Annotated in this window: 21 protein-coding genes; 11 read left to right on the forward strand and 10 right to left on the reverse strand. The window is 71.1% G+C overall.

What is annotated here, in order from left to right; translation table 11 throughout:
* Positions 1–146 precede the first annotated feature (146 nt).
* Positions 147–365 (reverse strand): hypothetical protein, encoded by a 219-nt coding sequence (locus tag C7C45_RS14335; RefSeq protein ID WP_110564140.1) that lies wholly within the window; start codon positions 363–365, stop codon positions 147–149.
* 280 nt (positions 366–645) lie between these two features.
* On the reverse strand, positions 646–2118 hold the full coding sequence (locus C7C45_RS14340; protein ID WP_110564141.1) for an NYN domain-containing protein: 1473 nt from the start codon (positions 2116–2118) through the stop codon (positions 646–648).
* Between the two features lie 127 nt (positions 2119–2245).
* On the opposite strand from C7C45_RS14340, the gene C7C45_RS14345 reads away from it, so the two are divergent.
* The 5 genes from C7C45_RS14345 (at position 2246) to C7C45_RS14365 (ending at position 7737) form a co-directional block, all read left to right on the forward strand.
* On the forward strand, positions 2246–4000 hold the full coding sequence (locus C7C45_RS14345) for a DEDD exonuclease domain-containing protein (protein ID WP_110564142.1): 1755 nt from the start codon (positions 2246–2248) through the stop codon (positions 3998–4000).
* Between the two features lie 128 nt (positions 4001–4128).
* Positions 4129–5922 carry a RelA/SpoT family protein gene (locus tag C7C45_RS14350; RefSeq protein WP_110564199.1) on the forward strand — a complete coding sequence of 598 codons (1794 nt, stop codon included), beginning with the start codon at positions 4129–4131 and terminating at the stop codon, positions 5920–5922.
* A 53-nt stretch (positions 5923–5975) separates the two neighbouring features.
* Positions 5976–6518 (forward strand): NUDIX hydrolase, encoded by a 543-nt coding sequence (locus C7C45_RS14355; protein WP_110564143.1) that lies wholly within the window; start codon positions 5976–5978, stop codon positions 6516–6518.
* Positions 6515–7453: a nucleotidyltransferase family protein gene (locus C7C45_RS14360; protein ID WP_110564144.1), complete on the forward strand. Its 939-nt coding sequence runs from the start codon at positions 6515–6517 to the stop codon at positions 7451–7453. Before C7C45_RS14355 ends, C7C45_RS14360 begins: the two co-directional genes overlap by 4 nt.
* On the forward strand, positions 7450–7737 hold the full coding sequence (locus C7C45_RS14365) for an Lrp/AsnC family transcriptional regulator (protein WP_110564145.1): 288 nt from the start codon (positions 7450–7452) through the stop codon (positions 7735–7737). Before C7C45_RS14360 ends, C7C45_RS14365 begins: the two co-directional genes overlap by 4 nt.
* Positions 7738–7799: 62 nt before the next feature.
* On the opposite strand, the gene C7C45_RS14370 is transcribed toward C7C45_RS14365, so the two are convergent.
* The 5 genes from C7C45_RS14370 to ctaE all read right to left on the reverse strand — a co-directional run bounded on the left by C7C45_RS14370 (position 7800) and on the right by ctaE (position 12969).
* Complete coding sequence (locus C7C45_RS14370) at positions 7800–8489, reverse strand: DUF4142 domain-containing protein (RefSeq protein WP_110564146.1); 690 nt, start codon at positions 8487–8489, stop codon at positions 7800–7802.
* Positions 8490–8681: 192 nt separating this feature from the next.
* Positions 8682–10313, reverse strand: a complete 1632-nt coding sequence (gene qcrB / locus C7C45_RS14375; protein ID WP_110564147.1) for a cytochrome bc1 complex cytochrome b subunit — start codon at positions 10311–10313, stop codon at positions 8682–8684.
* A complete protein-coding gene (gene qcrA / locus C7C45_RS14380) occupies positions 10310–11398 on the reverse strand; it encodes a cytochrome bc1 complex Rieske iron-sulfur subunit (protein ID WP_110564148.1) in 1089 nt (362 codons plus the stop codon). Before qcrA ends, qcrB begins: the two co-directional genes overlap by 4 nt.
* A 64-nt stretch (positions 11399–11462) precedes the next feature.
* Positions 11463–12299, reverse strand: coding sequence for a cytochrome bc1 complex diheme cytochrome c subunit (gene qcrC / locus C7C45_RS14385; RefSeq protein WP_110564149.1), 837 nt, complete (start codon positions 12297–12299; stop codon positions 11463–11465).
* 70 nt (positions 12300–12369) lie between these two features.
* The gene (ctaE, locus tag C7C45_RS14390) at positions 12370–12969 is read right to left on the reverse strand and encodes an aa3-type cytochrome oxidase subunit III (protein WP_110564150.1); all 600 of its coding nucleotides are present in this window, start codon (positions 12967–12969) and stop codon (positions 12370–12372) included.
* A gap of 108 nt (positions 12970–13077) precedes the next feature.
* Here ctaE and C7C45_RS14395 point away from each other — a divergent pair, with 108 nt between their 5' ends.
* The 4 genes from C7C45_RS14395 (at position 13078) to C7C45_RS14410 (ending at position 15963) form a co-directional block, all read left to right on the forward strand.
* Positions 13078–13998, forward strand: a complete 921-nt coding sequence (locus C7C45_RS14395; protein ID WP_425271137.1) for a cytochrome c oxidase assembly protein — start codon at positions 13078–13080, stop codon at positions 13996–13998.
* 104 nt (positions 13999–14102) lie between these two features.
* Positions 14103–14498: a response regulator gene (locus C7C45_RS14400; RefSeq protein WP_110564151.1), complete on the forward strand. Its 396-nt coding sequence runs from the start codon at positions 14103–14105 to the stop codon at positions 14496–14498.
* 91 nt (positions 14499–14589) lie between these two features.
* The gene (gene trpD, locus C7C45_RS14405) at positions 14590–15636 is read left to right on the forward strand and encodes an anthranilate phosphoribosyltransferase (RefSeq protein ID WP_110564152.1); all 1047 of its coding nucleotides are present in this window, start codon (positions 14590–14592) and stop codon (positions 15634–15636) included.
* A 120-nt stretch (positions 15637–15756) separates the two neighbouring features.
* Complete coding sequence (locus tag C7C45_RS14410) at positions 15757–15963, forward strand: hypothetical protein (protein WP_110564153.1); 207 nt, start codon at positions 15757–15759, stop codon at positions 15961–15963.
* 181 nt (positions 15964–16144) lie between these two features.
* On the opposite strand, the gene C7C45_RS14415 is transcribed toward C7C45_RS14410, so the two are convergent.
* Together C7C45_RS14415 and ctaC are read right to left on the reverse strand one after the other, a co-directional pair.
* Positions 16145–16570: a cytochrome c oxidase subunit 4 gene (locus tag C7C45_RS14415; protein WP_110564154.1), complete on the reverse strand. Its 426-nt coding sequence runs from the start codon at positions 16568–16570 to the stop codon at positions 16145–16147.
* A gap of 9 nt (positions 16571–16579) precedes the next feature.
* Positions 16580–17551, reverse strand: coding sequence for an aa3-type cytochrome oxidase subunit II (gene ctaC, locus C7C45_RS14420; RefSeq protein WP_110564155.1), 972 nt, complete (start codon positions 17549–17551; stop codon positions 16580–16582).
* A gap of 231 nt (positions 17552–17782) precedes the next feature.
* Between ctaC and C7C45_RS14425 the strand changes: the two genes are divergently transcribed.
* Together C7C45_RS14425 and C7C45_RS14430 are read left to right on the forward strand one after the other, a co-directional pair.
* Positions 17783–18934, forward strand: a complete 1152-nt coding sequence (locus C7C45_RS14425) for a cysteine desulfurase family protein (protein WP_110564156.1) — start codon at positions 17783–17785, stop codon at positions 18932–18934.
* Positions 18931–19164, forward strand: coding sequence for a sulfurtransferase TusA family protein (locus C7C45_RS14430; RefSeq protein WP_110564157.1), 234 nt, complete (start codon positions 18931–18933; stop codon positions 19162–19164). The genes C7C45_RS14425 and C7C45_RS14430 overlap by 4 nt, the downstream gene beginning before the upstream one ends.
* 120 nt (positions 19165–19284) lie before the next feature.
* Here C7C45_RS14430 and C7C45_RS14435 read toward each other — a convergent pair whose 3' ends face one another.
* On the reverse strand, positions 19285–20265 hold the full coding sequence (locus tag C7C45_RS14435; RefSeq protein ID WP_110564158.1) for a carbohydrate kinase family protein: 981 nt from the start codon (positions 20263–20265) through the stop codon (positions 19285–19287).
* Positions 20266–20456: the final 191 nt, after the last annotated feature.

Consider the following 20456-nt stretch of genomic DNA (forward strand, 5'->3'; position numbering starts at 1 on the left):
CGTCGTCGCGTCGTACCCCGCTCATCTGGCCGCTCCTCCCGCCGTGAGCGCCCATCCTATTGCTCGGGAAAAGCACCCTCCGGGCGCGGTGTGGTGGTCAGGCCACCCGGCGTGAGTGCAGCGGCGGGCGGCGGGCTGTGGGCGGGTCAGGCCACCCGGCGGTGGCCGAGGTGGCGGGCGGCACCGGGGCGCGTAGGTGCGGACAGCACCTCTACGTCGAAGCCGGCCCGGGCAAGCACCTCGATCGCCTCGACCTCGGCGGCGACCAGCCCGGCCGCCGGGGACGTCTCGTCGAACAGGGCGGCCAGCAGGCAGCCGGAACAGCCGTCACCCCGCCTCGCGCACCCGTCGCAGTCGATGAGCATCACGCCTCCTGATCGCTCGCGGTGCGCGGCCGACGCCCTGTCGTGGCCGCCCGAGCACCGTCGGTCACATCGACGCTATTCGCCGGGTACGACAGAATCCCCGTCCGACCGCCCGTTTAAGGGCTAGATCCACTCCAGATCGGCGATATCGGGGTATCCCGATGACTTGGACACCCCGACATCGCCGATCTCGTGTCGATCACAGCCGGGCCGCGCACGAGCCAGGCCGCGCACGAGTCGGGTCGCGCAGGAGCCGGGTCGCCGGCGCGGTCAGGAGCGGTCAGGATCGGGCGAGCCGCCGCAGCAGCGAGTCGGCGCCCAGCGGGTACGCGCCGTGCCGGCGTACCCCGTCGGCGACCTCACGGTCGGACGAGACCACCACCACCGGGCGGCCCGACGGCTCGGCGCGGACCAGCCGCCGGATCAGCTCGTCGGCGGTCTCGCCCTTGCGGGAGAAGAGCACCCGTACACCGCGCGGCGCGGGCGGCAGCCCGTGCATCCGCTCGGCACCGTCGAACACCACGGTGACCTCGTCGCCGGTCTGCGCGGCGATCCCGCCGAGCCCGGTGATCAGGCGTTTGCGCTGCTGCTCCAGGGACATTTCGCCGAAGCCGCGCTTGGTGACGTTGTAGCCGTCCACCACCAGGTGCGCCCGGGGCAGGGCGAGCAGTTGGTCGAGTCGGGCCGGGTCGTCGGTGTCGCGGGCACGTGCGGCCGGGCTGGCCGGGGCGGTGCCCGGCTGCTCGGCGAAGGCGTCGGCGACGAAATCGGCGGGGAGTTTGTCGACCGGGTCGAGCGCCAGCTCCCGGCGCAGCCCGACGGCGGCCTGGCCGATGGTCTCCAGCAGCAGCCAGAGCCGGGCGTCGTCGACCGAGCGGGCCTCCTTGGCGCTGGCCCGGGCCACCCCGGCGGCGGACTCGGCCTCGGCCAGCCGGGCCCGGGCGCGGCGTAGTTCGGCGTCCACGTCGGCGCTGGCCCGTGCGGCCCGGCCGCGCTCGGTGGCCAGCAGCTCGGTGGCCTTGCGCTCGCGGGCCTGGGTCTCCCGCAGGGTACGGGCGACCTGCCGGGACTCCTCGCGGAGCTGACCCAGTTCCTCACGGACGCGGGCCAGCTCGTCGCGGAGCTTCTCGGCCTCGACCCGGGCCACCGCCCGGTCGTGCTCGGCGCGGGTGGCCCGCTGCTCAGCCTCCCGGACCAGCTCGGCGACGACCGCGCTGTCCGCCTCGGCCCGCACGGCGGCGCCGCTGGCGTCGATCAGCTCCCGCCAGCCGCGCGGCCGGGCCAGGTAGGCCAGTGCGGCGACCTCGACCGGGTCGGCGGCGGCGGGCGCGGTGCCCTCGACGACGGCGGCACCGAGGTCACCGGCGTCGGTCAGGACCCGGGCGGTGACCCGCTGCCGGAACAGCGGGTCTGCGGTGAGCTGGGCGGCGATGGCGGGAGCACCGAGCCGGGCCCGCCGGTTGGGGGCGAACTTGGCCACCCGGCGCAACGGCACCGGCACCTCGTCGGCGGGCAGGGTGGGCAGCACCGCGGCCGTCAGCGTCACGATCCGCTGGCGGACCGGCTCGGGCAGCGTCGGCTCCGGCTCGGGCAGCGTCGACTCCGATTCGGCAGCCGGGCGGTCGCCCGAAGCCGGGTCGGATGCGCCTGATGTCTCGCCGACTACGTTGTCGTCCGGGTTGCCCGCGGCACCGTCGAGCGCGACCAGATCCTCCTGCGGGAGGTGGTCGTCGTAGGGCTCGGTGAGGGGCATGTGGCAAGTCTCCCACCGCGACCGGGCCCACCGCCCGGTGAGTGAGCCGATCTCTCATCCTAGCCCCATGGTGACGGATGGGACGGCTGCGACAGGAGTGTCGGACCGGGGAGCTAGCGTGCCGCCGATGGCACAGGCGGAGTACGTCCAGGAGTCCCTCGCTGGTCTCGACCCGGCGGCGGGCGGGGTGGACCCGGCGCTGCCGCTCTACGCGACCACCTTCGTGGTGGTCGACCTGGAGACCACCGGCGGCGCGCCGGACGGCGGCGGCATCACCGAGATCGGCGCGGTCAAGGTGCGCGGTGGAGAGCAGTTGGGCGTGTTGGCCACCCTGGTCAACCCGGGGCAGCCGATCCCCCCGTTCATCACCGTGCTGACCGGGATCACCCAGGCGATGCTGGTGCCGGCGCCGCCGATCGAGCAGGTGCTGCCGAGTTTCCTGGAATTCATCACCGATGCGGTGCTGGTGGCTCACAACGCCCCGTACGACGTGGGTTTCCTCAAGGCCGCCTGCGCGAAGCACGGCTACCGCTGGCCCAACCCCCGCGTGCTCGACACGGCGGCGCTGGCCCGCCGGGTGCTGACCCGCGACGAGGTGCCCAACCGCAAGCTGGGCACCCTCGCCGCCTACTTCCGCACCGCCACCCAACCCAACCACCGGGCCCTGGACGACGCCAAGGCCACCGTCGACGTGCTGCACGGGCTGATCGGTCGGCTCGGCGGGCACCGGGTGGACACGGTCGGCGACGCCATCGAGTTCGCCCGGGCGGTCACCCCGACGCAGCGCCGCAAACGGCACCTGGCCGAAGGGTTGCCCAAGGTCCCCGGCGTCTACATCTTCCGGGCCGCTGACGACCGCCCGCTCTACGTGGGCACCTCCGTCGACATCGCCACCCGGGTGCGCAGCTACTTCACCGCCGGCGAGAAGCGTGCCCGGATCTCCGAGATGCTGGGCGCGGCCGAGCGGGTCGAGGCGGTGGAGTGCGCCCACTCGTTGGAGGCGGAGGTCCGCGAGCTGCGTCTGATCGCCGCGCACGCCCCTCCGTACAACCGCCGGTCCAAATACCCGGAGCGGATGGTCTGGCTCAAGCTCACCGACGGTCCGTACCCTCGGCTGTCGATCGTCCGCGACCTCTCCCCCACCGACACCGCCTACCTCGGGCCGTTCACGTCCCGGCGGGCCGCGGAGTTGGCCGCCGCCGGTTTCCACGACGCCGTGCCGCTGCGCCAGTGCACCCACCGGCTCTCGCTGCGCACCGTCACGCCGGCCTGCGCGCTGGCCGAGCTGGGTCGCTGCCCGGCGCCCTGCGAGCACAAGATCACCCCCGAGGAGTACGACGACAGCGCCGCCGCGCCCTTCCGCACCGCCACGGCCAGCGACCCACAACCGGTGGTGGACGCGCTGCTCGCCCGGATCGAGGTGCTCTCGGCCGACCAGCGCTACGAGGAGGCGGCGGTGGTGCGGTCCCGGCTGGCCGCGGTGCTGCGGGCCACCGCGCGGATGCAGCGGCTCGCCGCGCTGACCGGGATCGTCGAGCTGGCCGCGGCCCGACCGGCCGCCCGGGGCGGCTGGGAGTTGGCGTTGGTGCGGCACGGTCGGCTGGCCGGTGCCGGCGTGTCCCCGCCGGGCGTCCACCCGCGGCCCACGCTGACCGCCATCCGGGCCACCGCCGAGACGGTGTCGGGCGGGCACGGGCCGGTGCCGGCCGCCACCGCCGAGGAGTCCGAGCGGATCCTGTCGTGGTTGGAACGACCGGAGACCCGCCTGGTCGAGATGTCCTCCGGTTGGTCCTCCCCGGTGGGTGGCGCGGGGCGGTTCCGTGACCTGCTGGCGAAGGCCGAGAACGGAGCGTCCCACCAACTCTCGACCGAACGCTCATGACCAACTGACCGATCGGACTACGTCGACTCGCTTAGGCTGTTAGAGAAGTGCAGTCCTGCCCGATTAGTGGGCCTGCTCCCCGCCGCCGACCTTCGGCGATGCGGAGCCGGGGTGAGGAGGTGTCCCTCGTGGACGTCGACGCCGGACACGGCGCCGCCCTGGGGGGCGCCCTTCCGACACAGTCAGGTGAGCTGCCGTTCGCGCGCCGGTTACGGTCGTTGCTCAGCTGGCCGACCACCGACTCCGACCCGGTCACCCAACTGGTTCGCACCCACCGGGGCATCCACGCCGGCACCGACCCCGCGGTGCTGCGACGTGCGTACACGATCGCGGAGAACATGCACCGCGGGCAGTTCCGCAAGAGCGGGGAACCGTACATCACCCACCCCCTCGCGGTGGCGCAGATCTGCGCGGAGCTGGGGATGGACACCACCACCCTGGTCGCGGCGCTGCTGCACGACACCGTGGAGGACACCCGCTACACCCTCCAGGCGCTCTCCGAGGACTTCGGCGGCGAGGTGGCCCACCTGGTCGACGGGGTGACCAAGTTCGACAAGGCGTTCTACGGCAAGGCCGCGGAGGCGGAGACGATCCGCAAGATGATCGTGGCGGCCGCGAAGGACGTCCGGGTGCTGATCATCAAACTGGCCGACCGGCTGCACAACATGCGCACCCTCGGGGTGCGCTCGGCGTCATCGCGGGAACGGATCGCCCGCAAGACCCAGGAGGTGCTGGTCCCGCTCTGCGACCGGCTGGGCATCCAGACCCTCAAGCGCGAGCTGGACGACGTGGTGCTGCTGCACCTGGAGCCCGACGAGCACGCCCGGCTGGCCCGGCACGTGCACGACCGGCCCGGCTGGGACAACTACCTCAACTCGGTGGTCACCCGGGCCCGGGCCGCGTTGAAACGCAGCCGCGTCGACGCCGAGGTGAGCCCCCGCCCCCGGCACCTCTACTCGATCTGGAAGGACACCATCGCCGGCGGCCACACCGCCCCGTACGATCTGCCCCGCATCGTGGTGGTGGTCGACGGCCCGGCCACCGACTGTTACGCCGCGCTGGGCGCGATCCACGGCACCTGGCGACCGGTGCCCGGCCGTTTCAAGGACTTCATCGCCTCACCGAAGAACAACCTCTACCGCTCGTTGCACACCAGCATCTGCGGCCCGCAGGACCGCACGGTGGAGGTGCTGATCCGCACCCAGGAGATGCACCGCTCGGCCGAGTACGGCATCGCCGCCGGCTTCCGCTTCCCCCGTTCGGCGAGCAACAGCGCCGAGGCCCGCGCCGAGCAGTTGGACTGGCTGCGCCGGGTGCTCGACTGGGAGCCGGACGCCGCCGACCCGGCGCAGTTCCTCGAGTCGCTGCGCTGCGACCTCGCCGAGGGCCAGATCCAGGTCTTCGCCGACGGACGGCAGGTCGTGCTGCCGGCCGGCGCCACGCCGGTCGACCTCGCGTACGAGCTGGGCAGCGACCGGGGCGACCGCTGCCTCGCCGCGCGGATCAACGGTCGACTGGCTCCGCTGAGTTCGGAGCTGGACGAGGGCGACGTGGTGGAGATCTTCACCGAGAACGACGGCGACAACGGCTTCGAGGCCGGTGTGGCGTCGCGCGGTCCCCGCCGGGAGTGGCTGACCTTCGTCAAGTCGCCGCACGCGCAGATGCAGATCAACCGGTGGTTCGCCGAGCACACCGAGCCGGGCATCACGATCAGCGACAAGGTCCGCCTCGGTCGGGCCACCATCGGGCTCGCCCTGCGTCAGCACAACCGAGGCCTCGCCAGTGACCTGCCGCTGCTGCGCCTCTCCGAGGAGTTGGGCTATCCCGACCTGGAGACCCTGTTGGTCGCGGTCTTCGACCGGGTGATCGAGCCAGACACCGTGGTACGCCAGCTCATCGATCTGGTCGACCATCGACAGTGAGCCGGCGGGCCCCAGCGCGTCCGAAGGACATTCGTGACCACTAGCCTGGGGTCATGATCCCCCGCTCCCGCGCCACCGGTCGGGCCCTGTTCTACCAGGCCTTCTATCGCCTGCCGCTGCCGGTGCGGCGACGCCTGGTTCGGCTGGCCGTGCCCAAGTACATCGTCGGGGCGGTCACCCTGGTCCGCGACTCCGAGGCGACGGGCGCGGGCCGGTTGCTGATGCTGCGCCAGCCACCCGGCAAGGGCTGGTCACTCCCCGCCGGCCTGCTGGACCGCGGCGAGGCCCCGGTGGTCGGCGCGGCCCGCGAGCTGTTCGAGGAATCCGGCATCCGGCTCCCCCCGTCCCGGCTACGTCCGGCGGTGCCGAACGCGATCGTGCACGCCAAGGGCTGGGTGGACACGGTCTTCGAGACGGAGGTGCCGGCGTCCACCACCGAGCTGGCCGTCGACGGCGCGGAGGTCTTCGAGGCCGCGTGGCATCCCCTGGACGACCTGCCCAAGCTGACCTGGCCGACCGCCCGGCTGCTCGCCTACTACGACATCGGGCCGCTGGCGGGGCAGTTCCCGCCACCGGTCCCCGACGACCTGCCATGACCGGCATGGTCGGCGGGCCGACGGAGCTGTGCGCGGTGGTGCTCGCCGCCGGCGAGGGCACCCGGTTGCGCCCGCTCACCGAACGGGTGCCCAAGGCGCTCTGCCCGGTGGGCAACGTGCCACTGCTGGACCGGGCGTTGGCCCGGCTGGCGGGGCTGGGCCTGGCCGGTCCTGCCCGGGTCGCGGTGAACGCCTGCTACCTCGGCGATCAGGTGGTCACGCACGTGGGCGACCGCGCGCACCTGTCCGTCGAGCCGGGCGACCCGCTGGGCACCGCGGGTGGGGTGGCCAACCTGCGGGACTGGATCGACGGGCGGCCGGTGCTGGTCGGCAACGCCGACGCGTACCTCGCCGACCCGGCGACACCGCCGGGCCCGGACGTGGCCGCGCTGCTCGACGGGTGGGACGGCCACACCGTGCGCCTACTCGGCCAGCCCGCCGCGGACCCGGCGGCACCGGGCACCTTCGCCGGGCACTCCTTCACCGGTTTCTCTCTGCTGCCCTGGCGGTTCGTCCGCGATCTGCGGGTCGTCCAGTCCGACCTGGTCCACGCCGTGTGGCGCCCGGCGGAGTCGGTGGGCGCTCTGGAGGTGGTGCCCTACCCGGGCACCTTCTACGACACCGGCACCCCGGCCGACTACCTGGCGGCCAACCTGCACGCCGCGGCCGGCGGTTCCCTCGTCGACCCGTCCGCCGTGGTGACCGGTCGCTGTGTGGAGTCGGTGGTCGGCGCGGGCGCTCGGGTGCACGGCGACGTGGAGCGCACCGTGCTCTGGCCGGGCGCGACGGTGCACGAGGGCGAGCGGCTGCGCGACGCGATCCGGGCCGGCGACAACCTGACCGTGCCGGTCACCTGTCCACCACCCTCGGCCTCGACCGGGCGGAAAACATCTAGCATGGGCGACGACGCCGACGAACGGAGAAATGTCCCGTGATCACCGCCATCGTGCTGATCGACTGCGCCACCGACGCGATCCCCGAGGTTGCCGAGACCCTGGCCAACCTTTCCGGTGTCAGTGAGGTCTACTCGGTGGCCGGGCACGTCGACCTCATCGCCATCGTCCGGGTCCGCGAGTTCGACCAGATCGCCCAGGTCATCGCCGGCAGCATCTCCAAGGTGCCGGGTGTGCTCAACACCGAGTCGCACATCGCGTTCCGGGCGTACTCCCAGCACGACCTGGAAGAGGCGTTCGCGATCGGCCTGTCCAGCGCCGACTGACCCGCGCACGCAGGGCGGCCGGTCCACCCGCGCGGGTGGACCGGCCGTCTGCTGTCGCTACGTCAGCTCTCGCTGGGAGCCGGCGTTTCGGTGGTGCCGCCGCCCGGAGCCGGGGACTCGGTGTTGCCACCCGGAGCCGGCGACTCGGTGCCGATGCCGCCCGGAGCCGGCGACTCAGTGCCGGTGCCACCCGGGCTGGGCGTACCGCTGGCGCTGGTCTGCGGAACCGGGATGCCCAGCTTGTTGGCGAGCTGCACCAGCTCGTCGTAGTGGGCCTGCAGCGTCGGCAGCGCGGTCTGCGCCAACTGGACCACCGACTGCTCGGAGCCCTGCGAGATCTCCGTCTGGGTGGCCTGGATGGCCTGGACGTGGCCAGCCAGCTCACTGGTCACCCAGAGCCGGTCGAACTCCGCACCGCTGGCGTTGTTCAACTTGTCGATGACCGTCTGCTGATCGGCGCTCGGCTCGTTCGGCAGCTCCACCCCGAGCTGGGACGCGGTCTGCTGGACCGTCTGGTCCAGCTGGGTGTGGTCGGTCTTCAGCATCGCGCCCAGGTCCTTGACCCCCTGGTCCTGACCCTTCTGCTGGGCCAGGTCACCGGCGGTGATCTCGAACAGGTTGACCTGGTGTATGGCCTGCAGGTACTGGGTGTCCTGCGTCGACGGCTGTGCCGCGGCCTGCGCGGCCGCAGCCGGCGCGACCCCGACCAGTACCAGTGCGGCCAACAGGCCGAGGCGTTTGATACCCAACATGCTTCCCCCCCTTGAGACGTTGGACCGCACGGTTACCCGACTCACCGGGGTTATTCCTGCGATCGCCTGTCGCGCGGGGTCGACCGGTCCCGCCGTGGCAGTCCGACTCCGACTCGGATGGGCGGCGGGTGCGAATACGACGTGGCGCCCGCCGGAATCCGGCGGGCGCCACGTAACGGTGCGTTCGGGGGGTCAGCGGCGGCTCTCGCCGCTGCCGATCTCCTCGCGCTCAGGCCGGGCCTCGACCGGCGGGTGCCCCGGCGAGACCGGCGCCTCGACCGGCTTCTCGATCGGGTAGAAGAAGCCCCGGATGGCCGGGCCGAGGGCCCCGAGCCGGTTCATCTTCTTCGGCACGACCCAGCCGACGTACTCCAGCTCACCGTGACCGTCCGCGTGCCCGTTCGACGCGCTGAGAGGCTGGTGCACCTCGACGAACCGGCCGTCCGGCAGGCGCCGGATGATGCCGGTCTCCACGCCGTGCGCGAGCACCTCCCGGTCGTGCTGCTGCAGACCCAGGCAGAGCCGGTACGTGACGTAGTACGCGATCGGCGGGACCAACAGCAGACCGATCCGGCCGGCCCAGGTCATCGCGTTCAAGCTGATCTGGAACTTGTCGGCGATCACGTCGTTGGCGCCGGAGAGCGTCAGCACGAGGTAGAAAGCGACGGCCATGGCGCCGACCGCGGTCCGGGCCGGAACATCGCGGGGACGCTGGAGCAGGTTGTGGCTCTTGCGGTCCTTGAGGTGCCGGGCTTCCAGGAACGGGTACATCGTCGACAAGCCCACCAGGATGCCGGGCAGCACGACCGTCGGCCAGAACAGCGGCGGAATGACGTACCCGTCACCGAGCGGAATGTTGATCTCCCACGCCGGCATGAGTCGGGTCGACCCGTCGAGGAACATGACGTACCAGTCGGGCTGGCTGGCGGCCGAGACCACCCACGCCTCGTACGGGCCGAACAGCCAGATCGGGTTGATCTGGAACAGACCGCCCATCAGCGCGATGACGCCGAAGACGACCATGAAGAAGCCACCCTGCTTCAGCGCGTACCGCGGGAACATCCGCTCGCCGACCACGTTGCCGTTGGTCCGGCCGGGGCCGGGCCACTGGGTGTGCTTCTGCTTGAAGACCAGGCCCAGGTGGACACTGATCAGGGCGACCAGCAGACCCGGGATGAGCAGCACGTGGGCGATGAACATCCGGCTGATGATCATCACGCCCGGGAACTCGCCACCGAAGATCGACGAGGTGACCCAGGAGCCGATCACCGGGATGGACAGCATGATCGCCGAAGCGATCCGCAGGCCGGTGCCGGACAGGCCGTCGTCCGGCAGGCCGTAGCCGGTGAAGCCGGCCAGGAAGCCGACCCAGAACAGCAGCGAACCGATGATCCAGTTGGTCTCGCGCGGCTTGCGGAAGGCACCGGTGAAGAAGACCCGCAGCATGTGCACGACGATCGCGGCCATGAACAGCAGCGCCGCCCAGTGGTGCATCTGCCGCATCACCAGACCACCCCGGACGTCGAACGAGAGGTCCAGGCTGGAGGCGTACGCGGCGGACATCGGCGTGCCCTGCAACGGCGCGTAGCTGCCGTCGTAGACCACCTCGGTCATCGCCGGCTCGTAGAACAGGGTCAGGAACACACCGGTCAGCAGCAGCACGACGAACGAGAACAGCGCGATCTCGCCGAGCAGGAAGGACCAGTGGTCCGGGAAGACCTTGTTCAGCAGTTTGCGCAGCGGGGTGGCCACCTGGAAGCGGTCGTCCACTCCCACCGCGGCCTTGCCCGGCGTCGCCGCAAGGTCAAACTTTCGACGCTTCATGGCCGCTCCCAGAAATCAGGCCCGACGGTCTCGGTGTAGTCGGACTTCGCCACGAAGAAACCCTCGGAGTCCACCTCGATCGGCAACTGCGGCAGCCGCCGGCTGGCGGGGCCGAAGACGGGCCGGGCGTTGTCAGTGATCTTGAACTGGGACTGGTGGCACGGGCAGAGCAGCCGGTTGGTCTGCTGCTCGTACAGGCTGGCCGGGCACCCTGCGTGGGTGCAGACCTTGGAGAACGCCGCGTAGTTGCCCCACATGTAGTCGCCGTGGCCGATCCGTTCGTTGGCCCGGCGCGACTCCTGCGCGTCGGAGTCCCGAAGGTGGATCAGCAGCGTCGGCGAGTCGGCATGCCTGTTGCTCACGCCGTGCTCGATGCCCGGGAAGACGGTCAGCTGACCACCGACGCTGACGTCCGCGGGGCGGACCGGCCGGCCGTCCTCGCGGACGAGGCGGATCGGCTCGCCGCCCTCGGCCGTGGCGAACCCGGTCGTGAACATCTGGTTGTTCTTGTGCGGCTGGGAGATCAGACCACCGACCAGCGGCGCCGCGAGGACCGCGCCGACCGGCGCGAGACCGGCCAGCAGCGAGATGCCCAGCAGCGGGCGACGCTTCACACCCAGCTCGTCCGCCAAGTAGAGCATGGTCTGGCCGGTGATGGTGCGACCGTCGGCGTCCACGACGCCCTCGTGCCGGTCCTGGATCGAGACCTCCTTGGGCAGCAACTTCTTGCCCCAGGTCAGGATGCCGAAGCCGACGGCGAGCAGCGCCACGCCGAGGGTGAAGCCCAACAGCGGGGTGTAGAACTTGTCGCCGCCACGGCCCGGCTCGTACTGCCACGGCCACCAGATGTAGATGGCCAGGAAGGCGGTCGCGGCCAGTCCGGTGATCAGGAAGAGCCCGGCCACCACACGGGCCAGCCGACGCTCCGCCTTGGTACCGGGCAGCACCTGCGGCTCGTAGTGGACGATCTCGATGTCGTCCCGACGCGCGCCCTCACGAACGATGTCGAACCGGGTCAGCTTGGGGTCGTTCACGTCGAGCGGCTCCCGGCCCTGCGGGGCCTGGTGCTCGGTGTGGGTGCTCATGCCGTCACCTCGCTACGGGTGGCGCCGAGCGGCACCACAGCACTGATTCTGATGATCCGCTCGGTCACGACTTACCCGCAATCCACAGGCTTGCGAAGACGAGCGCCACGATGCCGATCAGGAAGATCGCCAGACCCTCGGTGGACGGGCCGTACCGCCCGAGGTTGAACCCACCCTGGTCCTGGTTGTGCTTCAGCGTCTCCTGGATGTAGGCGATGATGTCGGCCTTCTGCTCCGGCCGAAGCTGGTTGTCGCCGAACACCGGCATGTTCTGCGGGCCGCTCAGCATCGCCGCGTAGATCTGGCGGTCGGTCGCGGGGTGCAGGCTCGGGGCGAACTTGCCCGAGGAGAGCGCACCGCCGCCACCACCGAACGCGTGGCACTGCGAGCAGTTGATCCGGAACAGCTCACCGCCGGCCGCGACGTTGCCGTCCTCGTGGAGGTCGTCGCCACCCGGCACGACCGGGCCGCCACCGAGCTCCTGGATGTACTGGGCGAGCTGACGGGTCTGCTCGTCGGTGAAGACCGGGGGCTTGCGGTGCGCCTGGGCCTCCTGGCGGGCCAGCGGCATCCGCCCCGAGCTGACCTGGAACTCGACCGAGGCCGCGCCGACGCCGATCAGGCTCGGCCCGCGACCCTCGACACCCTGGGCGTTGCGACCGTGGCAGGTCACGCAGCTCACGTCGAACAGCGCCTTGCCCTCGGCGGCGGCGCCGGTCAGCTGCGGGTTGTCCTGCGCCTGGGCACCCGGGGCGAAGACGGTGTAGGCGCCGCCGGCGAGCATCAGCGCGGCGATCAGCCGGACCGCGGCGCCCAGCCGGCGGCGGCCCCTGCTGCGCGCGGCGGGCCGCTCGCGCAACCGCGCGAGCAGACCGCGTCGGCGGTCGTTGTCAGAAGTCATGAGCGGTGTCCTTAACCGGTTGGACCTGTCTCAGGGGACGGAGCAGCAGCGCGGAATGTGACGCGCAAGATCACTGGAGCCAGTAGATCATGGCGTACAGCCCGATCCACACGACGTCGACGAAGTGCCAGTAGTACGACACGACGATCGCCGAGGTCGCCTGCGCCGGAGTGAACCGGCCCATGGTCGTACGGACCATGAAGATGATGAAGGCGATCAGACCGCCGGTCACGTGCAGGCCGTGGAAGCCGGTGGTCAGGTAGAACACCGACCCGTACCCGTCTCCGTTGATCTTGATGCCGTCCTCGACCAGGTGCCGGTACTCGTTCAGCTGGCCGAGCACGAAGATCAGGCCCATCACGAAGGTGACGGTGAACCAGCGCCGCAGCGCGTGCACGTCACCCTTCTCCGCCGCGAAGACGCCGAGCTGGCACGTCACGGAGGACAGCACCAGGATCACCGTGAAGGTGGTCGCGTACGGGATGTTCAGCGATTCGGTGTGCTTCTCCCACTGCTCCGGCGCAGCCGCGCGGATGGAGAAGTACATCGCGAACAGAGCCGCGAAGAACATGAGTTCGCTGGAGAGCCACACGATCGTCCCGACGCTGACCATGTTCGGTCGGGTCAGAGAGTGGATCCGGCTCTTGTCAATGGCTGGGGCCGCAGTCACGCCGTCATTATTGCCCCTGACCGGGGCCCGCGATCAGCGGGGGGCCAAACCTGCGCCATCCGTGGCCCGAGCGTCAGGGTCCGGTTCGCCTGGCCTAGCCTGAAAAGCGTGCTGCACGTCGATTCGATCTTAGCCGCCACCTCGGCCCCGCCGCCGTTCACCGTCGGCACGGTGCTGACCGAGACCCGCCTGGACAGTTGGCTGGCCCTCGGCCTGGTGCTCGCCGCCGGCCTGTACCTCTACGGGGTGTACCGGCTGCGCCTTCGTGGCGACCGCTGGCCGATCACCCGTACCGTGTTCTTCCTCGGCCCCGGGCTGGGCGGAATCGCGCTGGTCACGGTCAGCGGACTGCACGCGTACGACACCGCGCTGCTGTCCGTGCACATGATCCAGCACATGGTGTTGTCCATGGTGGCGCCGATCTTCCTGGCGCTGGGCGCGCCGATGACCCTGGCCCTGCGCACCCTGCCGGTCGGGCCGCGCAAGCGCCTGCTGGCGATCGTGCACAGTCGCGTCGCCCGGGTCTACAGCTTCCCGCTGGTGGCGTTCGCCATCTTCGTGGTCAACCCGTTCGCCCTGTACTTCAGCGACCTGTACCGCTTCACCCTCGAACACGCCTGGGCGCACGAGCTGGTGCACGCGCACTTCATCATGACCGGCTGCGTGTTCTTCTGGCCGCTGCTCGGCCTCGACCCGCTGCCCGGCCGCTGGCCGTACCCGGCGCGTGCGCTGCTGATGCTGCTCTCCGTGCCGTTCCACACCGTGCTCGGCCTCACCATCATGCAGAGCAGCACGCTCTTCGGCGGCGACTGGTACCCGTCGCTCAACCTGAGCTGGGTCGACCCGTGGGAGGACCAGGTGGTCGCCGGCGGCATCCTCTGGGCCGGCGGCGAGTTCGTCAGTGTGACCATGCTCGCGGTGCTGGTGGTCCAGTGGGTCAAGCAGTCCGAGCGGGAGGCCCGCCGGGTCGACCGCGAGCTCGACCGCCAGGAGGCCCGCGAGCGCGCCGCCGACGCCGCGGCCGCCTGAGCTGCCCGGACGGTACGCCCCGCGGCGGCGCCGGGCGGGATGTCGGCTACGTCACGTCGACCGGTACGATCGGCGGGCAGCTACGAGGTGGGAGCCTGTCAGCCATGAGCGATCGTCTGTGTACCGTCCTGCTCTACAGCGACGACCCGCAGGTCCGTGACCAGATGCGGATGGCCGTCGGCACTCGACCCGCGCCCGGGCTGCAGATCGAGTTCGTCGACGCGTCGACCTACGCGGAGACCATCCGGCTGGTCGACGACTACGAGATCGACCTGCTGCTGCTCGACGGTGAGGCGAGCCCGGGCGGCGGCATCGGCATCGCCCGGCAGATCAAGGACGACCGGGACGACGCTCCCCCGACCTGCCTGGTGATCGCCCGCGCCGCCGACCGATGGCTCGCCGCGTACGCCGAGGTCGACGCGACGCTGGTGCACCCGCTCGACCCGGTGACCACCGGCGGCACGGTGGCCGAGTTGCTGCGGACGCACGCACCCGCCTGACGTCCCCAAGCTCTCCGGCACCTCCACGGCGCCGGGTCTCCTCGGCGCCGATTCCAGCCCACCCGCACTTCGCACGCTCGGGAGGCCCGCCATGGGCGATCGGACCTGGCCGCACCTGCTCAACGCGCTGCTGCTCGGCGAGGAGCTCTCCACCGCCGACACCGCCTGGGCGATGGACGAGATCATGACCGGCTCGGCGAGCGCGGTGCAGATCGCCACCTTCGCCGTGGCGCTGCGGGCCAAGGGTGAGACCCCGGCCGAGCTGGCCGGTCTGGTGGAGGCGATGCTGGGTCGCTCGGTCCCGGTGGTGCTCCCCGAGGAGCTGCGCCGCACCGCGCTCGACGTGGTCGGCACCGGCGGTGACCTCGCCCATACGGTCAACATCTCCACGATGACGGCGCTGGTGGTCGCCGGCGCGGGCGTCCGCGTCGTCAAGCACGGCAACCGGGCCGCCTCGTCCCTGTGTGGCACCGCCGATTTGCTGGAGTTCCTCGGCATTCCGCTGGATCTCGGCCCGGAGCAGGTCGCCCGCTGTGTCGAGGAGGCCGGCATCGGGTTCTGCTTCGCGGCCCGGTTCCACCCCGGGATGCGCCACGCCGGCCCGATCCGCCGCGAGGTGGGGGTGCCCACCTTCTTCAACTTCCTCGGCCCGCTGACCAACCCGGCCCGGCCCCGCGCCGGCGCGGTCGGCTGCTTCGACCTGCGGATGGCCCCGGTGATGGCCAGCGTCTTCGCGGCCCGCGGGGACTCGGCGATCGTGCTGCGCGGCGAGGACGGGCTGGACGAGTTCACCACCGCCGCACCGACCCGGGTCTGGGTGGCCCAGGGCGGCACCGTACGCGAGGCTGTGCTGGACGCGACGGACCTCGGGGTACCCCGGTCCACCCTCGCGGACCTGCGGGGCGGTGACGCCACGTACAACGCCGGCGTGGCCCGTCGCCTGCTGGCCGGCGAGACGGGCCCGGTCCGGGACGCGGTGCTGGTCAACGCCGCCGCGGCGCTCGCCACCCAGGGTCCACTCGACGGCGACCTGACCGAGGCGCTGCGCGCCGGCCTGGACCGCGCGGCCGAGTCGATCGACTCCGGCGCGGCCGCCGCGACCCTGGACCGCTGGATCGAGACCGCCACCACCGTGTGACCGGTGGCCGGGGATTTGTCGGACCCGCGTGGAAAACTACAGCCGAGTAGTTCTCCGTTCCCGTGGTGCGCCGCTGTCGCTCCCGGGGGCGGGTCAACCTGACGTGCGAAGGAGACGCCCATGTCGCACCGCGAGCTCTACTGCGACGTCTGCGAGGGCGTGGCACCGTTCGAGGCGCCGCCCTGCGTCGACGGCCACGACACCGATTGTCCCGAGCTGATCTGCACCGGTTGCGGCGCCGCCGTGGTGATCGCCACGTTCGCCTACCCCGTCACCCGGCTGGCCGACCGCCGACGTCACCAGCCCGTCCGCCGCCACGCCGCCTGAGACCACCACCGGCCCCCGGCCGGCCGCGTTCCGCCCTCGCCTCGGTCGCGCAGCGTCTCGGTCATCCGACCACCGGCACGGCCACGACGCACGGGCGGCCGGCCGGAAACTCGAAGGCCCGCTCCCTGAGGGGAACGGGCCTTCGTGGTGTACGGGTCGGTCGCGACGGCGACCGGGTGGATCAGTGCTCGGCGGTGCGGCGGGTGCCGGTGTAGTACTCGAACAGCAGCCCGCAGGCGGAGAAGATGACCGCCAACAGACCGGCGCCGATCAGCCAGAACTGCCAGAACACCATGCCCAGCGCGGCGATCGCGGCGGCCAGCGCCAGACCGAACGGCCAGTAGCTGCCCGGGCTGAAGAAGCCGACCTCGCCGGCGCCGTCAGCGATCTCGGCGTCCGCACGGTCCTCCGGGCGCAGGTCGATCCGGCGGGAGACGAACCAGAAGAAGCCACCGCACATCGTGCAGAGCAGGAAGGACAGCAGCAGGGCGACGGTCCCCACCCACTCGACGCCACCCGACTCGCCGTGCGTCCACGTGCCGTAGAGGATGGTGGCACCGAAAAGGAACCCGGCGATGATCAGGAAGATACGCCACTCGGTCTTCATGCGGCTGCCTCAGCTTCCCGTGCGGGCCGGAACGTCGTCCGGGTTGAAGTTGTCCTGCGTCCGCCGGGTGTCGAACGGCTGCGTGGTCCCCGCGTACGGCTGCTCACCGATCTCGGTCAGCGCGTCCTGGGTCGACTTGCCGGCCTGCTTGGCGGCCAGGAACTGGTCGTACTTCTCCGGCGAGACCACCCGCAGCTCGAAGTTCATGAACGCGTGGTAGCTGCCGCACAGCTCGGCGCAGCGCCCGACGTAGGCGCCCTCGGCGTCCAGGCTGGAAACCTCGAACACGTTGCGGATCTTGCCCGGCATGACGTCCCGCTTGAACAGCAGCTCCGGCACCCAGAACGAGTGGATGACGTCGCGGCTGGTCTCCTCGAAACGGATCGACCGGTTGGTCGGAAGCACCAGCACCGGGATGACCTCGCTGGTGCCGAGCGTCGACGCCGTGGTGCGGGCCTCGGTGCCCTGGCCGTCGCGGTAGTTGAACTGCCAGTTCCACTTGAAGGCGACGACCTCGACCGTGACGTCCGGGTTCTTCGACAACTTGTCGACGTCGGTCTGCACGATCGCCGTGTAGTAGAAGAGCACGGAGACGATCAGGATCGGCGCGATGGTGTAGAGGAACTCCATCGGCATGTTGTAGCGGGTCTGCACCGGCAGCGCGTTGCCACGCTTGCGGTAGCGCACGACGCACCAGAAGATCAGGCCCCACACGAAGACGCCGACGGCGAGCGCCGCGATGCAGGAGGCGATCCACAGGTCGTACATCCGCTTGGACTCCGCCGAGATGCCGCCCTGCGGCCAGCCGAAGCCGTGGAACGTCTGACCGACGTCACAGCCGGTGAGCAGAACCAGCAGCGCCACGCCACCGAGACCGAGCCCGGCCAACCGACCAGCTCCACGCCCCCGGCGTCCACCGACCCCTGGCGAAGCGCTGTGTCGTACGGCCGACGGCCGTACCTCCGAACTCCTTGCGACCACCTGGTCCTGCCTCCCTAGCGCGCCGCGGTGCGTCTTTCCTCAGCACCGGCGGCAAAGGCGTCACCGACGGTCGCAGATTACTCGACCATGACGGGCTCGACCGTGGTGGGGTCACTGTCCACCCCCCATCGGGGGGATCCTGGGCATACCACCGCGATAGCGTGTGGATCTGTGAGCGCGAGGAGTGAGCAGGGGTTGCGAGCCCCGCAGTCGCGAACAAAAGGCGGATCTGTGAGCGCTTCCCCGGTCTACCTGGACGCGGCTACTGCCGCGCCGATGCATCCGGTCGCACGGCAGGCGCTGTTGGCCGCCTTCGACGACGGCTGGGCCGACCCGGGCAAGCTCTACACCCAGGCCCGCCGGGCGCGGCAACTGCTCGACGCCGCCCGCGAGGCCACCGCCCTGACGCTCGGCGTCCGCGCCGACGAGGTGTCCTTCACCCCCAGCGGTACGACCGCAGCGCACGGTGCGGTGCTCGGCGGCCTGTCGGGGCGGCATCGGGTCGGGTCGACGCTGGTGCACTCGGCGATCGAGCATTCGGCGGTGTTGCACGCCGCGGAGCGGCACGTCGCCACGGGCGGGACCGTTACCGGGGTGCCGGTCGACCGGCTGGGCCGACTGGATCTGACCGCGTGGTCGGCCGCCGTACGCGCGCCCGGGGTCGCGCTGGCCGCGCTGATCACCGCCAGTCACGAGGTGGGCACCGTGCAACCGGTCGCCGAGGCGGCCGCCGCGTGTGCCGAGGTGGGGGTGCCGCTCTACGTGGACGCCGCGCAGTCGGTTGGCCGGGTGCCCGTGCCGGCCGGCTGGTCGGTGCTCACCGCGAGCGCCCACAAGTGGGGCGGCCCGCCCGGGGTGGGGGTACTGGCGGTCCGTAAGGGCACCCGCTGGGAGTCACCGTGGCCGGCCGACGAGCGGGAGGGTGGGCGTACCCCCGGGGTGGTGAATCTGCCCGCGGTGGTGGCGGCGGCGGCGAGCCTGCGGGCGGCGGCGGCCGACGCGGCGGCCGAGGCGACCCGGCTGGCCCCGCTGGTGGACCGGATCCGGGCGCGGGTCGCGGCGGAGGTGCCCGACGTGGAGGTGGTCGGCGACCCGGTGCTCCGGCTCCCCCACCTGGTCACCTTCTCGTGCCTGTACGTCGACGGCGAAGCGCTGCTGCACGCCCTGGACCGGCGGGGCTTCGCCGTGTCGTCCGGGTCGTCCTGCACCTCGTCCACGCTGCGCCCGTCTCACGTGTTGGAGGCGATGGGGGTGCTCTCGCACGGCAACGTGCGGGTCAGCCTGCATCGGGAGACGACCGAGGCGGACGTCGAGCGGTTCCTCACCGAGCTGCCCGGAATCGTCGCCGATTTGCGCGCCGAGGCTGGGGTGGTGGGGCTGTGACGATGCCGGACGAAGTGATCGACTGCCGGGGGCAGCGCTGCCCGCTGCCCGTGATCGCGGCGGCCCGACGGCTGCCGCAGGTGCCGGTGGGCACGGTGGTCCGGGTGCTCGCCGACGACCCTGCGGCGGCGGTCGACATTCCCGCCTGGTGCCGGATGCGCGGTCAGGAGTTTCTCGGGTCGGTCAACGGCCCCGAAGGCCCCGCCTACGACGTCCGCCGCCAACACTGACAACCCCCGCCCCGCCCCGCCCCGCCCCGGCGATCTTGCACTTTCTGCGGCGACAAAACGCATGAAAACCGCGAACCGGCGACACAATGTGCAAGATCGGCGAGGATGGGGGGGTGGGAACTACGCCGGGAGGAGGTGGGGGCGGATTTCGTCTGCGGCGGTGTCGCCGTAGGACTCGGCCAGCCGCTTGACGAACAGGTCGCTCCGGACCTCGTACTCCTGGGTCCCGACGGTTTCCAGGACCAGCGTGGCCAGCAGCGAGCCGACCTGGGCGGCCCGCTCCAGGCCGAGCCCCCAGGAGAGCGCGGTGAAGAAGCCGGCCCGGAAGCCGTCGCCCACCCCGGTCGGATCGACCGCCCGGATCTCCCGCGCGATCGGCACGTGGATCGGGTCGATGCCCCGCCCGGCGATCTCCACACCGTGCTTGCCCAGCGTGGTGACCCGCACCTTGACCAGGTCCAGCAGTTGGTCGTCGCTCAACTGCGCCTTGCTCTGCAGCAGCGACTTCTCGTAGTCGTTGGTCATCAGGTACTCGGCGCCTTCGATCAGCGCCACCACGTCCTCGCCGGGCATCCGGGCGAGCTGCTGGGAGGGGTCGGCGGCGAAGGCGTACCCACGGGTGCGGCACTCGGCCGAGTGGCGCAGCATCGCCTCGGGGTCGTTGGCGCTGACCAGCACCAGGTCGAGTCCGCCGAGCCGGTCGGCGACCGGGGCGAGCTCGATGTTGCGCGCTTCACTCATCGCGCCCGCGTAGAACGACGCGATCTGGCACATGTCCGTGTCGGTGGTGCAGACGAACCGGGCGGTGTGCGCCACCTCGCTGATGTGCACCGAGTCGCAGTCCACGCCGTGGCGCTCCAGCCAGGAGCGGTAGTCGGCGAAGTCCGCCCCCACCGCGCCGAGCAGCACCGGGCGCAGCCCGAGCTGACCCATGCCGAAGGAGATGTTCGCCGCCACTCCGCCGCGACGGAGCACCAGGTCATCCACCAGGAAGGAGAGGGACACCTTGTGCAGCTGATCGGCGATGAGCTGGTCGGCGAAGCGACCGGGGAAGCTCATCAGGTGATCGGTGGCGATCGAGCCGGTGACGGCGATCTTCATGTCAACCCTCGGGGTCGGGAGCAGGGCGAGGTCAGCCTACCGGCCGGGCAACCCGACATCGACCCGTCGGTCGGTCATCGGCAACCGGCCCGACACCGCCGCTTCTTCGACCATTCCCAACGGGTCCGACTTCACACCAATACGACAGCGGGGCCGTCCCGAAGGACGGCCCCGTCTGTGCTGGTGGATGG

This window comes from Micromonospora arborensis, assembly GCF_003205615.1.
GTDB classification, from domain to species: domain Bacteria; phylum Actinomycetota; class Actinomycetes; order Mycobacteriales; family Micromonosporaceae; genus Micromonospora; species Micromonospora arborensis.

What these genes read in the sequence shown, in the direction of transcription:
- C7C45_RS14335 (WP_110564140.1), bottom strand. Translation starts at nt 365, where the DNA reads ATGCTCATCGACTGCGACGGGTGCGCGAGGCGGGGTGACGGCTGTTCC.
- C7C45_RS14340 (WP_110564141.1), bottom strand. Translation starts at nt 2,118, where the DNA reads ATGCCCCTCACCGAGCCCTACGACGACCACCTCCCGCAGGAGGATCTG.
- C7C45_RS14345 (WP_110564142.1), top strand. Translation starts at nt 2,246, where the DNA reads ATGGCACAGGCGGAGTACGTCCAGGAGTCCCTCGCTGGTCTCGACCCG.
- C7C45_RS14355 (WP_110564143.1), top strand. Translation starts at nt 5,976, where the DNA reads ATGATCCCCCGCTCCCGCGCCACCGGTCGGGCCCTGTTCTACCAGGCC.
- C7C45_RS14360 (WP_110564144.1), top strand. Translation starts at nt 6,515, where the DNA reads ATGACCGGCATGGTCGGCGGGCCGACGGAGCTGTGCGCGGTGGTGCTC.
- C7C45_RS14370 (WP_110564146.1), bottom strand. Translation starts at nt 8,489, where the DNA reads ATGTTGGGTATCAAACGCCTCGGCCTGTTGGCCGCACTGGTACTGGTC.
- qcrB (WP_110564147.1), bottom strand. Translation starts at nt 10,313, where the DNA reads ATGAAGCGTCGAAAGTTTGACCTTGCGGCGACGCCGGGCAAGGCCGCG.
- qcrA (WP_110564148.1), bottom strand. Translation starts at nt 11,398, where the DNA reads ATGAGCACCCACACCGAGCACCAGGCCCCGCAGGGCCGGGAGCCGCTC.
- qcrC (WP_110564149.1), bottom strand. Translation starts at nt 12,299, where the DNA reads ATGACTTCTGACAACGACCGCCGACGCGGTCTGCTCGCGCGGTTGCGC.
- C7C45_RS14400 (WP_110564151.1), top strand. Translation starts at nt 14,103, where the DNA reads ATGAGCGATCGTCTGTGTACCGTCCTGCTCTACAGCGACGACCCGCAG.
- trpD (WP_110564152.1), top strand. Translation starts at nt 14,590, where the DNA reads ATGGGCGATCGGACCTGGCCGCACCTGCTCAACGCGCTGCTGCTCGGC.
- C7C45_RS14410 (WP_110564153.1), top strand. Translation starts at nt 15,757, where the DNA reads ATGTCGCACCGCGAGCTCTACTGCGACGTCTGCGAGGGCGTGGCACCG.
- C7C45_RS14415 (WP_110564154.1), bottom strand. Translation starts at nt 16,570, where the DNA reads ATGAAGACCGAGTGGCGTATCTTCCTGATCATCGCCGGGTTCCTTTTC.
- C7C45_RS14435 (WP_110564158.1), bottom strand. Translation starts at nt 20,265, where the DNA reads ATGAAGATCGCCGTCACCGGCTCGATCGCCACCGATCACCTGATGAGC.